The organism is Acinetobacter calcoaceticus, from assembly GCF_051947995.1.
Lineage (GTDB): Bacteria > Pseudomonadota > Gammaproteobacteria > Pseudomonadales > Moraxellaceae > Acinetobacter.
The window spans coordinates 15,751-30,331 of the sequence record NZ_JBLVVH010000008.1; the positions used below are offsets into that span (position 1 = coordinate 15,751).

Below are 14,581 nucleotides of genomic sequence, written 5' to 3' on the forward strand. Positions count from 1 at the left end.
TTCCTTCTACAGTTATGAAATCAATCGGATTAACGTTTGATTTGAGACAATGGATGCTCAGGTGGGTAGTTCGGAATGGTCGGCTTACCCGCACCCAACATCACACACATCAAGGCATCTTCCTGACCCGGATTAAACAAGCCACGATAAATTCCAGGTGGAATTGAAATCAGGTCACGCTCTTTCAGTCGGGTCTCGAATTTTTCACCGTTATGTTCAATGAACAGGTCAATTTCGCCACGTAACATGAAAAACACTTCTTCCACATCGTGATGAATGTGCAAAGGCCCTTCGCACTGTGCTGGAAGTACCATGGTTGAAAAGGTGAAGTTTTCTGCTGGAACCGTATTGCCATCATTCATCACACCGGTTGCACCTGTGCCCATATAACGCATTTGTGCACGGCGATATTTCGGATCGTAATCCGCCTGAAACTTCAAGGCATCGAAATCATATTTACGTGTTTCAAAGCGTGCGATACGGGTATTTAACCAGTCTTGTAAGCTTGTACCTTCAGGTTGTGTCCATGATTCAAATTGTTGAGTAGTCATGTTTGAACTCCTAGGTTTTTGTTCAATAGTTTGATTAATAACGTTTCAATAAAGGAACCAAGAAAAACGATCCGATCACGGCGACGGCTGCCAGGAAAGTAATTCCTAAATTAAAACTGTGGGTTTGCATCACGATGTAACCGATCAGAACAGGTGCAATTGCACTGGCAAAATTCCCCATTCCGTTGAAAATTCCACCTGCAGTTGCCCCCACATCGGCGGTGGTGACACGGGCAAGTAAAGCGAATACGGCTGCGACACCAAAGCCCCACGCCATTGCGCTTAAAGACATGGCCGCAATCACTAAAATCGGGTCAGTCATAATGACCATGACATACATAAAGATGCCCGCAACAAACAGTCCACTGAAGACCTGAACGGCACGGCGACCCAGTTTGTCGGAAAGGAAAGCTCCAATCACTTCACCAATCAGCATGGCAATAAATGGCAAGCTTGAATAAATACCAAACTCTTTGAGGTTAAAGCCTTTGTCCTGAATCAGATAAGAAGGCACCCAGCTATTTAAGCCCCACAGATAAGTCATCAAGGCAATATTGAAAATACATACCAGCCAGAATGAGCTGTTTTGCAATAACAACTTGGTATTGTGAATATGGCCTTTGAAATTGACGCGTTTACTGGTCGATTCCAGTTCAATGGTTTTCTTGAGTTGTAAATTACGTAACCCAAAAGCAATCGCAAGTAATGCAATCACCGTTAAACCTGCCATCACAAAAAATGTGGTGTGCCAGTCATGCTTCGCAAGCACTGCCGCAGTAATTGGAAAACCCAGAAATGCCCCAATCGGTGTTCCTAACAGGAACATGGTGGAAGCACGTGCCTGCTGGCGATCGGTATAGGTTTGTTTGACAATGGCATAAGCCAGTGCAAACAAAGGTCCTTCAGCGAGGCCGAGTAATACCCGTAAAATCAACATGCCCGTGTAATTGGTGGTAAAGCCCATGCAGAACATCAGGATGCCCCACGATGCAACGCTCCAGAACAGCATTTTCTTGGGATTAAAAATGTCACCGAGGAAGCTTAAAAACACCGAGGAAAACCCATAAGCCAGCAAGAAGCTGGTCATCAGCCATCCGAGCTTTGCCTTATCTTGTGCAATCCCCATAGCACCTTGAAAGTGCGGGTCTGCAAATAACACGGCAATACTAATCTTGTCGAAGAATGCCAGTACGACACACACCATCAGGACAAAAGCAGGAACCCAATGCTTTAATCCACTTTTTTCTTCATTACTCATACTTCATTCCTTCGATTGAGTCATGAACCGGATTTAATGTTTATGGTTTTAATTTCATGACATTAAATTCAGGGTCTGCTAATAATTTTGGGTCTAACACGGTATTCGACTGCATCCAGCGCTTTGCCAGTTTGACCAGTTTTGAATCATTGATGGCGATCATGTTCAACAAACGGTTCTGATCATCCAGATATAGATAACTGCATTGATCCTCTGCGCTTTTGCGAACTACAATCTGCCCGGTTTTTTCAGCTTGATAGGTGCCTAAGATCTGAATATTGAAGTGATACTGATCTGACCATAACCACGGAATATCGCTATATTCGGTTGCAATACCCAGCATTGATTTTGCTGCGGCAATCGCCTGATTCTGTGCATTGGCCCATGACTGGATGCAATAGCCAAGCCCCGGATGAATCGCCACATCACCTGCAGCATAAATATCCTGGTCAGACGTCTGTCCAAAACCATTCACCACAATGCCATCCTTAACGTCCAGACCTGCATTGACACCTAGTTCTTTCGCAATATCCGCACCGGCACCGACCACCACACAGTCGAACAGTTCACTTGCATTCGGATGATTCACCACTTCAACTTTTTGCTGACCGGCTTCAATCAAATGCAGGTTTTTACTGTCTAAATGAATCTGGGTGCCCTGCTGCTCATGCATGTTTTTCAGAAAATCAGAGACATCGGGGCTGACACTACGTGCACACAGACGATCGCCATATTCAAAAATATGCACTTCCTTACCCTGTTTACGTGCGGTCGCAGCAATTTCCAGACCGATCCAGCCCCCACCAATCACAGCCAGCTTTTGTGAATGCTGCAAGATTTCAGCCAAGCGCTCACAATCCTGAACATTGCGTAACGTCACCACATTCGGAATAAACTGCCACGTATTCACAGGCACACGCGCACGACTGCCGGTGGCGATCAATAATTTGTCATAGGGTAAAACTTGACCGTTTTCCAGAATCACCTGCTTCTGCTGGCGATCGACCTGTGTAGCAAGTGCTGGCTTGTGCCATTGAATATTGAAATCCTGTACCTGCTCTGGAGAAAACAGATGCAAACTTTCATAAGTCGCTTCTTTTGAAAGTACCTGTTTTGACAAGGGTGGGCGTTCATAAAATACTCGGTCTTCATTAGAGACCAAATGAATTTCACCTGAATATCCATGCTGGCGTAAAGTACTGACCGCCCAGCCTGCTGCTTGCCCTGCACCTACAATTACGATTCTGTCCATAGCTTGTTCTCCCTGCCTGATCTGTACTTATGCAGGTTTGACTTGACGACGAGTATGATCATCTAAACCACCTTCAATCGCCCATTCTGTAAAGAGTTCCAGACGATGTTCTTCGATGCGTGGCTGCCACTCTTCGGTCAGGTAGTCATCATTTGTGTAATACTCAAATGCGCCACCAAGCGGTGAATTGACATACCAGAAATAAGCTGAAGAAATCGGATGACGTCCCGGGCCAATAAAGGTTGACCAATCAGAACGGTTCATGTGCAGTCCACCACCAATCACCTCATGGATATCACGAACGACGAATGCGACGTGATTGAGTCCTGCAGGTTTATTTGGAATCGAAAGCAGGAACAGATCATGATGGAAACCCTTACCGCGACAACGTAAGAATGCACCACGATTGCGATAAGCATCCGACAAGAAGAAACCTAGCTTTTCGATATAGAACTGTTCCGTCTTTGCTAAATCAGGCGTGAAAAACACCACATGACCAATCGCTACGGGTTGCCCCTTGTCATAAACAGGGCTGGCTGCATTGACACGCTGTACGTTGCCGTACTGGTTAATGCCTTCAGTTTTCAAGTCAGGTAAATCCTGGGTAAAGCTTTTCTGGAAACGAATGGTCATGCCATTCGGATCTAGACACTGCACCATATCCTCAGTCGCCTGATAACCGTCTACATCATTTAAAGCCGACGCTAAATTTGCCAAATCCTGATCAGTATCATCCAGTCCCCAAGTTACTTCACGTAACGTTGAACCGGCCTCAATGGCTTTTGGTAAACGCTGATCATCACAATCAAATAAGTAAATCTTGCTACCATTTTGGGTCTGATAAAGATCAGTCCCTTCAATATCTGACTGGCTTTGCTTGAGACCGAAATCTGCCAAAAATTTATTCGAAGCAGCTCTGTCTTCAACGCCAAACTTTAAAATCTCAATCCCTGTAATCATGAGACAACTCCTTAATTAAAGACAAAACCGCCATTTACCGGAATATTCTGTCCTGTCACAAACGAGGACAAATCTGATAGCAAATAAAGGGCTGTTCCGTTCAAATCCTGTGGTAATTGCTGACGTTGAATCGCACGACCATTCACATAGAGATCATGGCGTTCTTGCGGCACATAGGCTGTAGCTTCCACCAAAGTCAGTCCCGGTGAAAGCGTATTGATACAGATATTGAACGATCCAAGTTCTCTCGCCATGGAACGGGTCATGGCGGTTAATGCACCTTTGCTCGCCACATAGGCCATCAGATTCGGTGCGCCCCATAAAGCGGTATCCGAAGCCACATTAATAATTTTTCCTGCACTAGATTGCTGGAGATAAGGCACCGCAGCCTTGGTCACCAACCAGGTACCTTTGACATTGATGTTCATGACACGATCCCAGAGATCAGGGTCATAATCCATCATGCTTTTACCACCGACATTGGTTGCCAGTGCGGCACAATTCACCAGACCATCTATTCCGCCCATGCGTTCAGCCGCTTGCTGAACTGCTTGCTGGATCGAGTCGGCATTGGCCAGATCAATGCTTACCGCATCAACCTTTAAGCCTTGTGCTTGCAAAGCAGCAGCTGCTTGTTGCACCAGATCAGTCAAGATATCCGCCATGACCACTTGCGCACCTGCTTCCGCAATCGCTTGTGCAAAGTCTCGACCCAAGCCTCTTGCCGCGCCTGTGACAAGGACTTTTTTGTCCTGTAACAATGCGACATTAACCATGAACTTCTTCCTGCATTTCAATACGATTCGACGTATTCAATGCTGCAATTTTCTTTAACTGTTTTTCCGCTTCTTTTTTCATTAAACGGCGTAAACGGGACAGACCAACATCATGTTGATACAGGAATTCGTGTTGACGGGCATTTGGTGCAAGATTTTCTAAAATAATGCGATCCTGTTCCAATACATCCCAGTGCAATTTTTCTAAGTGATTGCGGTAAAGGAAACGCCAGACATTACGTTGCCAGCCACTGACTTTACGGCAACGCCAGAAGAATACCCGGGTATTTTTTTCATCAATCGGTGTGGCATAACCCACAATCCAGAACTCGCCACCTGGTCCAAAGTCTTTACGATACGGAATTGAGAGGCGTAACCAGCTTGCACCGGTATTGGCATATTCAACCCAGTCAAAATTCACACCAACCTGGCCTTCTTTTTCAAAAATAAAGCCATTTGGGGTTGAACGGTGTTTCATTTCCGCAGTACGGTCACCCTCTGCCATTGAGTGTGAAGTGCAATGCAAATAACTGCCGTGCATCGGGTCCATGACATTATCAATCGCGTATTGATGATTCACTTTCCAGTCCGCCTGACATAAGAATGAACTCCATTCTTCACTTGCCAGTTGTTCAGGAAAATCTAACGGCTTAGGAGCTTCACTGGCATCAATACCGAACCACATGAAAATTGCACCATGCTGCTCGATCACGGGATAGCTTTTAACACATGAACTGCCTTTCATTGGACAGTCATGTACCGCTGGCACATCTTCTACCACACCATCGTGGCGAACTTCTACACCGTGATACCAGCAAGCTACGCGATTGCCCAGATTCCAACCTAAAGAAAGGCGTGCGCCACGATGCGGACAACGGTCTTCCAAGGCATGCACCTGACCTTCTGCATCACGCCAAACCACGATATTTTCACCTAAACGGGTAATACCGACAGGATTTGCTGCCACTTCCCAGCTTGCTAACACAGGATGCCACTGATCACGTAAACCTAAATCCAAATACTCTTCTACACTTGGAGTCACTGATACTGCTGCGTTCATCACTATTCTTCCTTGAATTAATAACCCAAACATTGCATTTCTTCTGAGAACTTTTCAGAAGTCCACAGCTCACCCGATTCACAGCGGAAACCTTGCTGGTTTAAAGACTGGACTAAATCTGTGAGTTCTGTAACACCAGCAGAAAAGGCTTTGATGAGATGTTGCACAAAGTCCTGTTCATAGACCGTTGGCTCTTTATAACGTGTTTGCCAAACCAGTAGTTCTGCCTGTCCTGGTATCTGAATATTGTTAATCCCTGCTTCGGTTGCTGGCGTGGCATGAATCCAGTTCGCTAGCTTCTCATTAAAAGTTTTCATGAGATTCCATCCTTAAAAATAAACTTATAGTTGAATTTGAACGTCCTGCCCTTCAACCCGTACCGGATAGGTGCACAAATCACGGCATCCTGGCCCACTCTTCAACTCACCTGTCTGAATATCGAAGATCGCCTCATGCAATGGACATTCCACGGTCTGGTCTTCGATAAAACCTTCGGTTAACAAGGCAAAGGCATGGGGGCAAACATTCTCGATAGCAAAATAATTGTCATCGATGAAAAATACGCCAATTTTCTTACCGTCGACTTCAATGGCTTTTGGCTCGTCTTCGGTGATGTCGTCTTGCTGACAAACTGAGATCCAACTCATCCTTGTATCCTCATTTGTTTTATATATAAAACATTATTTGATATAACAAACTTTAGATAAGAATACTCCCATGATGTTTTTTCTGTCAAATTAAATAAATTCATAAAATTCAATAATTTGATTTTTAGAACACATTCTTTTACGTTTTACTAAAAAAATTTTGTTTTATATATAAAAAAATATTTTATAAATCTATTTGCAGTTACAATACAAATCGAAGAAAACGAAATGTACAGCAGTGTGCTTTTTTGATAGGAAAATTGAACAGATGAACTCAAGCATTGAAACAGACTCCCAAGAATCTGATGCAATAAAAAATGAAGAACGTTATTTAGTCCCTGGCTTAGTACGTGGTTTGGCAATCTTGCAGGCGTTTAACCAGCAAACCCAAGAAATGACCATTACCGAAATCGCTGAAGTTTTAGATGTAAACCGTTCCAGTGCCTTCCGTCTTATCTATACACTGGAGTCCTGTGGCTTTCTACGTAAGGCGTCACAAAAAACCTATGCCCTCGATTCAAAAGTCATGGAACTCGGCTTTAATAGTTTATCCAAACAATCATTACTGGATTTAGCCACACCATTAATGAAAGAGCTGCGTGATCAAACCCAGCTCGCAGTCCATCTTTCAATTCTGGAAGGCACACACATTGTCTTTATCAATAACATTCAATCCAATGGTACCTTTACCAGTAACATCGGTCTGGGCACACGTTGGCCTGCACATGCAACCGTGATTGGGCAAATGCTGTTGGCAGATTTAACAGAAACAGAAATTAAAGAGCGTTATAAAGGTTTTCAACAATGGGACACTTTTTCTGAACTCACCCCCAAAAATCTCAAAGAGCTGTTACAGCGTCTCCATTTTGTAAAGACGCAACGCTCCATGGTGAGCTGGGGCCATTACAATCATGATATGGCGGCCTGCGCCGCGCCGATTTATAAACAATCCACCAGTAAAATGGCTGCCGTTTTATCCGTGAGTTGCCCGCTTGGCAGTTATGATGAACAGTATTTTAGAAATGAAGTTGCCGAAGCGGTTATTCAGACTGCAGACAAGATTTCTAAATTTATTTACTAATATAAAAAGCAGCTTTCGCTGCTTTTCTTTTAACTCTGAATTGCCAAGTTCTGGTTTTGGCTTAAAGATCTGCTTCCAATTTATTTTTTAAACGTTTATCCATGCGCTGAAACAGTGGTCTGGACAGATTCATCATCCAGGTAGGTACGGTATTTAACAGTGCATTGGCCACCAGCCCGGTCTTGCTGCTGATGCGATATGATTTTTGAGTAATCGCCTTCACAATCCATCCAGCTGCCGTTGGTGTATCCAGCATTTTCATATGCTTATAAATCGCCGTTTTAGATGACATTGGCGTTCTGACCATCGGAAAATACACAATACTGACATCAATACCTTTATCCTTTAACTCCATAGACAAAGAGCGGGAAAAAGATTCAAGTGCAGATTTACTGGCCAGATAAGCTGAGAATAAAGGAATGGGAACTTGCGTTGACATGGTCGAAATATTAACAATATGTCCTGCACCATATTCCAGAAAATGAGGCAATACATGCAGAGTCATATTTACTGCAGCAAAATAATTAATCTGCATGGTACGCTCGTAGTCATGCAAACGATCAAGTGAGTCGAGTATAGGACGTCGAATGGATCGCGCTGCATTATTGACCAACACATCAATTTTTTGATGCTCGGCTAAAATCAATGAGACGCAGGCTTTTAACTGCACAGGATCGGTAATATCTGCCGGATAAATAAAGGCCTGCCTCCCTTGTGCCTGAATCGCCTTCTGAATACGTTGTAATTCTTCAGCACGACGTGCAATAAGGCAAACTTTTGCACCTGCTTGTGCCAGTTGAATTGCCGCTTCTTCACCAATACCACTGGAAGAACCGGTAATTATAATCGTCTTATCGCGAAGATTCATCGCTTTTCCCTTTTGCCACAGCATTCCAATATATTCGCTTAGAATATACCTAAATATTCTCTATGCTAGCGATCCTCATTGGGGCTTATATTGATCAATTTTTGTAGCAACTTTTTTTAATCCCCGCGTGGCTGACCATTTGAGCTGTGCCAATACGAGAATAGCCAGTAAAGGAATTTTACTTTGCAACCAGATGCTATAACTCAAATAACTAATCCCCTCTTTTTCTTCAAATTCCAGACGACCTAAGTGGAAAGAAAACAGACAGTTTTTTAGCATTTGATACTCAATCAGCTGATTGGGAATGATTTTTGTAATTTCCTCCTGAATCGACTTCAAAGGTCCAATCCCTATTTTTCTTATCGAACCAACCCCATCGCTATTATTTGGATCCTCGGCCGTTTTAACGACTACAGACGTGAGTGGCCATAAGATGGTATTAAATATTCTATGTCGGCAAAACATAGGAAAAACCAGGTCTAAAGGTGCATTAATCTGTTGCGTCATCACAATATATTTAGGCATGTGTTGTTCCCTGCAATTGCACAAAAATTATAAAAATAGCTCATTCTTTTCTCAGCCTCAGCTGAGGCGCTAAACAGTAAGACTAGCTAGAATCACAAAAGACTTTATCCACCAGCAAATACGGTATATGACAAGTCTGACGACGCAACCATATAGGTGCTATAAAAATAATTCTTGACCATATATTTCAGGATTTAACTATTCGTGCCAATCCATTTAAAATTATTTGATTTTAAATAAAAAATTTAACATTCACAGACACCAAACATATTATAGACAAAAGATACAGGTGCATCCTCCGGATAGACATCAGTATCTTTAACCACAAACAGAAGATTATTACTTAATATAATTAATGAGTTACCATTACGACTTAACACGACACCCCTATCTATTTCTTGTTTGCTCAATCCATGAAAATCATTATTCAACTTTATAAAATAAACCTTTCTTCCTACTTTTATGTCACTTGCAATGATTTTTTTATATAATCCACATTTTTTACAAACCCACTTTCTCATTATCTGGCTCAAAAATAAAACCATCATAATAAAAAAATCGAGCTTAAATTAAACACGATAAACACTAAAAATTAACATTATCTGCTTTTTTAAAAATTCAAATAAAATACAAAGATAGATTAATCAAAAAAAACAAACCTATTAGGCCAAGTATGGAAATTAACACCAAATTACAGTATAGAAATAGTCTACCTCTTAAAAATATAACCCTTATAAATATATGAATGATGAAAAAGAGAACATACTCAACTCCATCAAAATGCTGCTAGAACATTTAACTGATTTAAAAAGATCGAACTACGCTGAAGCTGAGCTTTTCTTTACCAATGATTTTAACTATCTCACCAGAACTGCGCTCCAACGTAAAAACATGATTTTTAACTTTCTAGAGGAGTTGAACAACAATGCAGATGAATATGAAGTTGAAAAAATAAAACAACTACATCCAACAGTTTTTTTGGTTCATTTAAAGTGTTTTACCTGCAGCAGAAACAGGTATTATGCCAGCACCCTCATTTTCCCGGAGTTTATCCTCCTTATTAAAAAGATTGGTACTGCCTATTACATAACAGAAGCTATTGATTTTAAAAATAATGAAGCTAGTCCGATTTATGCGGTTCTGAAAAAATTCAGCTAGGACCGGGCATAAACTTTAACATTGATACAAGTAACAAGGAGCCTTGGGTAAGGCTCCTTGTGTCATAAAATTAATGAACGCTTGCGGATGTCTTGGTTTTCATATTTGCACTTACACCGAGTTTTGCATTCGTACCTGACTGACTCTGTCCTTTTGCCGAAGCCTTCAATTGACCATTCATTTGCGACTTCAAGCGAGCCTGAGTATTCGATTTAATTTTTTTGATCTTGTTCTTTTGAGTGCTGACTTTTTTGTTCAGATTTGCTTGTGTATCTGAACTCACTTTTCCAGCGGCTTTAACTGTACCAGCACCATATCCTTTGGCTTTGCTGATTGCATTTTCACTTTGATTAATCGCATTTGAACCTGTCTGAGTGACTGCATTTACGCTTTGTTGAGCATGTTGCGAACCCGCTTGCATTGCGGCGTGCGCTGTATTTTGTGCCGTCTGAGCAGCGTTAACTACGCCATTAGCCGAACCATTGGCATTAACATTCACTTGAGCTGAACCATTGACTGCCCCTTGAGCATTTTTTACGGTTTCGCCTGTTTGACGGGCAATCCCGGTGCCATGAGTGATTGCGGTACCAAGCGTTTTTTGAGCAATACCAGCACCAGCATTCACTGTGTTTTGACCGGTATTTTTTATTGCCCCTGTTACACCTTTTGCCAAATGACCAGCATCAACATTTGCCTGAGCTGAACCATTTACATGTGCGCCAATGTGAGCAAAAGCCGAGACAGAAACAACCATGCTGCTTGTTACGATAGCGGTTTTGATCAATTTTTTCATTTCAGTTTCCTTCAAATTTAGACCATAAGGGAGACTTACGGAAAACGCATCATAGCGGCTAAAAAATAGGAAAATGGATATTTCATTAAAACTTTACAGCTCAAACACAGGGTGTAAAACACTGGGGAGAAATGATGGATTATACAATCCAAATTTGAAAGTTATTCAATTTCAGGAGGTATTATCAATTCAGAACAGCACAACTAAAATAAAAAAAATTTATCTTTTTTTGCCTTCCTTTGGCTGATATACGCCTTTATGAAAGAACAGACCTTGATGATTCAAAGTAACTATCTCAATATTCTGCTTGATACTGCTACAGAATTTCGTATTTCAAAACAGGATCTTATAAATAAAAGCCAACTTCCCTCATCTTTTTTCCATGAACAACGTGTGCCAGAGAAAATTAAATTTAGCGAATGGATCAAGATTATTTCTTCTCTGCTTGAACTGGCACCGGACACAGGAATTGGTTATAGGTTCGGTCTGAATTGCCGTGTTACATCGCATGAAACATTAGGCTTTGCCATGCTTTCAAATGATACGCTGGGCAATGTAATTCTGGATCTACAAAAATATTTTAATATCCGTCTGCACAAGATGGAACTTAATATTCATAATCACAATGATAAAGTCATCATTACCGTACATCCACTTTATCAATTGCCCAAGGACATGGAGATAGAAAAACGAGAAGCCATTATCCAGTTCTTAACAGAAGCGGCGATCGTGAATATAATTACGAACCTTAAAGAAATTACAGAGTATGAAATTACAGGCATGCAGGTTCAGGTCATGTGGGGGAAAAATCATTATCATTCTGGATTTGAAAAACGTCTTCCCTCGTTTAAATTTAATCAGGAAAAAAACCAGATCATTTTTGATCTTAAATGCATGGATTTACCCCTTAAATTCAGTTCCAAATCGGCGTACATTTTTGCTATTCATCATGTCGAGGAAGAATATTTAATTTCTCAGGACCAAGAAAATCAAATTGTTTCCTTGGTCAATAAAAATATTAAGCTGGTACCGCACGAAGGCTTTCCGACACTCACCGATACGGCTAAAAAACTACGTGTCTCTGAAAGAGTCCTGAAGAGAGAGCTCATGCTCGCTAATACCACATTTTCTACGTTGATACAGACCAAAAAGTTTGCATTGACCAAACAATTGATTTCGTCCAATAAAAGTATTCAGGAAATCTCGGATATTCTTGGCTATAGCCATATCAATGCTTTTTCTAGGGCATTTAGAGGCTGGACCGGTAAAAATCCCCGAGATTATATTCGGGAGCAAAAAACTGGCTCAGGATATATCCGTCCATTGCATTAGTACCGATCAGTTTTTGGGTTGAGGCAGTTGATCTAAAATATTAGGAGCCAATACTTCAAACTTTTTAATCAAGTAATCCAGAAAAAAACGGATTCTTGGCGCGATATATTTATTTTTATGCATAACTGCATAGATTCCGGCTTCGCGTACGATACCATCGGTCAAAATCGCTTGTAGATCTCCCTTTTTTAGATCTGAAGCGACATCCCAGATAATTTTTCGTGTAATACCATGGCCTGCCAGTGCCCACATTCTGGCTTGAACACTATCATTGGTCTCCCAGGCAGTCTCCATCTGTACCGTATGCGTTAAATTTTGCTGGTCAAAATTAAAATAATATTCATTCAGGGGACCACTTTCCGTCACCAACACAATAAACTTGTGTTTGAACAGATCCGAAGGCCGTTCAGGGATTCCATTTTTTTCCAGATAGGCAGGCGATGCACAGAGTACTCGCCAGTTGGGTGCCAAATAACGCGCCACCAGCAAGTCATTTTCGGGTAAGCCAAATCTGATCGCAATATCGATATCGTCATGGATCAGATTCGAATTTGAATCGGTCAAAGTCAAGGCAATACTAAGATCTGGATAAATTGCACTAAACTCTTCAATCCAGTGACTGAGTAAATTGCGTCCTAAATCTACTGCCGCAGAAATCCGGATCTTTCCTTTGACAGCAGACTGTTTATCCTGCAAGGCAATCTCTGCATCATCAATGGCTTGCAAGGCAATTTTACAATACCTTAAAAAAACCTGCCCTTCATCGGTTAGCCTTAAACTGCGTGTTGTCCGGTCAAATAATTTAGCTTCGAGAGAGGATTCCAGCTTGATCAGTCGGGCACTGGCAGCAGCGGGAGAGATTCCCATCTTACGCCCGGCCGCAGACAGGCTTTTTAATTCTGTTGCCTCGACGAAGAGCCGCATATCACCTAAACGATCAGTTGCCATTTTAAACTTAGATTAGAAAGTTACTCAATGAATAGAGACATTATCAAATTGAATTGAATCAATCAAACTAATAACAACGAATATTTGTATTTGATTTATGAAAGAACAAACTGAATTCCTCATGCCTGCTGCGGATACAATAGCAAGCCCGGAACGGCTGCCCTTAATCCAGTTACTGGCACTGACCTTAGCCAGTTTTCTGGCTACAGCCAATGAAACCATTCCCGCAGGTTTACTGGACCAGATTGCCACAGGTTTCATGACCAGTGAAGCCTGGGCTGGCCAAACCGTAACGCTTTGCGCATTAGGTGCAGGAATCGCAGCGATTCCTTTGACCGTACTGACTAAAAAACACCCGCAGCGTAATTTATTACTGATCAGCTTAATCACCTTTTCAGTCTGTAATCTGCTCACTGCCTTATCCACTCATTTCATTTTTGTTTTGTTTTTACGCTTTCTTATCGGACTGGCAACAGGACTGGCATGGAGCATTCTTGCAACCTATGCACGCAGTATGGCACCTCCACATTTACAGGGCCGAGCCTTGGCTATTGCCATGTTGGGTATTCCTTTGGCATTGGCTTTGGGCGTTCCCCTCAGTGCGTGGTTAAGTGCTTTTATTGGTTGGCGTAATATCTTTATTATTTTATCCATGACTGCGCTCTTGTTGACAGTGTGGGTATTTTTTAAAGTGCCGAATTATCACAAAAACACCAGTCAGCGCTCTGTCGCATTAAAAACCGTGTTTACCATGCCAGGTGTACGCCCGATTTTATTTCTGGTCATGGCCTGGATTCTTTCACATTATCTGCTCTATACCTATATCACGCCATTACTCACAGATATTGGCTTAAAGACGCAGATTGATTTCATCCTGCTGGTGTTTGGGCTATCGACCTTAGTCGGAATCTGGCTGATTGGTCTGCTGGTTGATCAACATCTAAAAAAGCTGATCTTCATTAGTCTCACTACATTCTTAATCATTTCAGTTTTACTGAGCCTCAGTTTCAACCATCTTGGTTTAATGCTTTTTACACTATTTACTGTGATTTGGGGGTTAAGCTTTAGTGGTGCACCCACCTTATTACAAACCGTATTAGCCAATGCCGCTCAGGAAAATGCAGATATTGCCCAGTCATTATTGGTCACGGTATTTAACCTCTCATTTGCCTGTAGTGGAATTATCGGTGGGATTTTATTGGAAACGCTTGGCACTCATTACTTTCCTTTTTTAATTACATTTATCCTTGCAGTCGCACTCGAAGTCTTATTTATTTATAAGAAAATAATTTTTTAATTCGCTGGGGGCTTTATTTCCCCTTTAGCTTTTTCAGCGAATGTTCAACATTAGCTTAAAGTTAATATTTGCGCA

Annotated in this window: 17 protein-coding genes; 4 read left to right on the forward strand and 13 right to left on the reverse strand. The window is 41.7% G+C overall.

The window, feature by feature from the left end; translation table 11 throughout:
- Positions 1–29: 29 nt before the first annotated feature.
- From ACNQO6_RS14605 to ACNQO6_RS14640, 8 genes are read right to left on the reverse strand one after another with little or no spacing between them, the layout of a single operon-like run.
- Positions 30–551 carry a cupin domain-containing protein gene (locus ACNQO6_RS14605; protein WP_440209420.1) on the reverse strand — a complete coding sequence of 174 codons (522 nt, stop codon included), beginning with the start codon at positions 549–551 and terminating at the stop codon, positions 30–32.
- 34 nt (positions 552–585) lie between these two features.
- On the reverse strand, positions 586–1,809 hold the full coding sequence (locus ACNQO6_RS14610) for an MFS transporter (protein ID WP_032866941.1): 1,224 nt from the start codon (positions 1,807–1,809) through the stop codon (positions 586–588).
- Between the two features lie 40 nt (positions 1,810–1,849).
- On the reverse strand, positions 1,850–3,061 hold the full coding sequence (locus ACNQO6_RS14615) for an NAD(P)/FAD-dependent oxidoreductase (protein WP_440209421.1): 1,212 nt from the start codon (positions 3,059–3,061) through the stop codon (positions 1,850–1,852).
- 27 nt (positions 3,062–3,088) lie between these two features.
- Positions 3,089–4,021 carry a VOC family protein gene (locus ACNQO6_RS14620; protein ID WP_440209422.1) on the reverse strand — a complete coding sequence of 311 codons (933 nt, stop codon included), beginning with the start codon at positions 4,019–4,021 and terminating at the stop codon, positions 3,089–3,091.
- Positions 4,022–4,032: 11 nt separating this feature from the next.
- Positions 4,033–4,797, reverse strand: coding sequence for an SDR family oxidoreductase (locus ACNQO6_RS14625; protein ID WP_440209423.1), 765 nt, complete (start codon positions 4,795–4,797; stop codon positions 4,033–4,035).
- The gene (locus ACNQO6_RS14630; protein ID WP_440209424.1) at positions 4,790–5,857 is read right to left on the reverse strand and encodes a Rieske 2Fe-2S domain-containing protein; all 1,068 of its coding nucleotides are present in this window, start codon (positions 5,855–5,857) and stop codon (positions 4,790–4,792) included. Before ACNQO6_RS14630 ends, ACNQO6_RS14625 begins: the two co-directional genes overlap by 8 nt.
- A gap of 17 nt (positions 5,858–5,874) precedes the next feature.
- Positions 5,875–6,174, reverse strand: a complete 300-nt coding sequence (locus ACNQO6_RS14635) for a recombinase-like helix-turn-helix domain-containing protein (RefSeq protein WP_440209425.1) — start codon at positions 6,172–6,174, stop codon at positions 5,875–5,877.
- A gap of 24 nt (positions 6,175–6,198) precedes the next feature.
- Positions 6,199–6,504 carry a non-heme iron oxygenase ferredoxin subunit gene (locus ACNQO6_RS14640; RefSeq protein ID WP_004772876.1) on the reverse strand — a complete coding sequence of 102 codons (306 nt, stop codon included), beginning with the start codon at positions 6,502–6,504 and terminating at the stop codon, positions 6,199–6,201.
- A 268-nt stretch (positions 6,505–6,772) separates the two neighbouring features.
- On the opposite strand from ACNQO6_RS14640, the gene ACNQO6_RS14645 reads away from it, so the two are divergent.
- Positions 6,773–7,585, forward strand: coding sequence for an IclR family transcriptional regulator (locus ACNQO6_RS14645; RefSeq protein ID WP_343578686.1), 813 nt, complete (start codon positions 6,773–6,775; stop codon positions 7,583–7,585).
- A gap of 61 nt (positions 7,586–7,646) precedes the next feature.
- Here the strand turns inward: ACNQO6_RS14645 and ACNQO6_RS14650 are convergent, their stop codons facing one another.
- From ACNQO6_RS14650 to ACNQO6_RS14660, 3 genes are all read right to left on the reverse strand, one after another.
- Positions 7,647–8,453, reverse strand: coding sequence for an SDR family NAD(P)-dependent oxidoreductase (locus ACNQO6_RS14650; RefSeq protein ID WP_440209426.1), 807 nt, complete (start codon positions 8,451–8,453; stop codon positions 7,647–7,649).
- 75 nt (positions 8,454–8,528) lie between these two features.
- Complete coding sequence (locus ACNQO6_RS14655) at positions 8,529–8,978, reverse strand: SRPBCC family protein (protein WP_440209427.1); 450 nt, start codon at positions 8,976–8,978, stop codon at positions 8,529–8,531.
- A gap of 245 nt (positions 8,979–9,223) precedes the next feature.
- Entirely contained in the window at positions 9,224–9,499 is a 276-nt protein-coding gene (locus tag ACNQO6_RS14660) for a hypothetical protein (RefSeq protein ID WP_343578689.1), read from the reverse strand.
- A 220-nt stretch (positions 9,500–9,719) separates the two neighbouring features.
- Here ACNQO6_RS14660 and ACNQO6_RS14665 point away from each other — a divergent pair, with 220 nt between their 5' ends.
- Complete coding sequence (locus ACNQO6_RS14665) at positions 9,720–10,136, forward strand: hypothetical protein (protein ID WP_343578690.1); 417 nt, start codon at positions 9,720–9,722, stop codon at positions 10,134–10,136.
- A 70-nt stretch (positions 10,137–10,206) separates the two neighbouring features.
- On the opposite strand, the gene ACNQO6_RS14670 is transcribed toward ACNQO6_RS14665, so the two are convergent.
- The gene (locus ACNQO6_RS14670; protein WP_440209428.1) at positions 10,207–10,929 is read right to left on the reverse strand and encodes a hypothetical protein; all 723 of its coding nucleotides are present in this window, start codon (positions 10,927–10,929) and stop codon (positions 10,207–10,209) included.
- 258 nt (positions 10,930–11,187) lie between these two features.
- On the opposite strand from ACNQO6_RS14670, the gene ACNQO6_RS14675 reads away from it, so the two are divergent.
- Positions 11,188–12,261, forward strand: coding sequence for a helix-turn-helix domain-containing protein (locus ACNQO6_RS14675; RefSeq protein ID WP_440209429.1), 1,074 nt, complete (start codon positions 11,188–11,190; stop codon positions 12,259–12,261).
- Positions 12,262–12,267: 6 nt separating this feature from the next.
- On the opposite strand, the gene ACNQO6_RS14680 is transcribed toward ACNQO6_RS14675, so the two are convergent.
- On the reverse strand, positions 12,268–13,209 hold the full coding sequence (locus ACNQO6_RS14680; protein WP_440209430.1) for a LysR family transcriptional regulator: 942 nt from the start codon (positions 13,207–13,209) through the stop codon (positions 12,268–12,270).
- Positions 13,210–13,306: 97 nt separating this feature from the next.
- On the opposite strand from ACNQO6_RS14680, the gene ACNQO6_RS14685 reads away from it, so the two are divergent.
- Positions 13,307–14,506: an MFS transporter gene (locus ACNQO6_RS14685; RefSeq protein ID WP_440209431.1), complete on the forward strand. Its 1,200-nt coding sequence runs from the start codon at positions 13,307–13,309 to the stop codon at positions 14,504–14,506.
- The last annotated feature ends 75 nt before the right edge of the window (positions 14,507–14,581 follow it).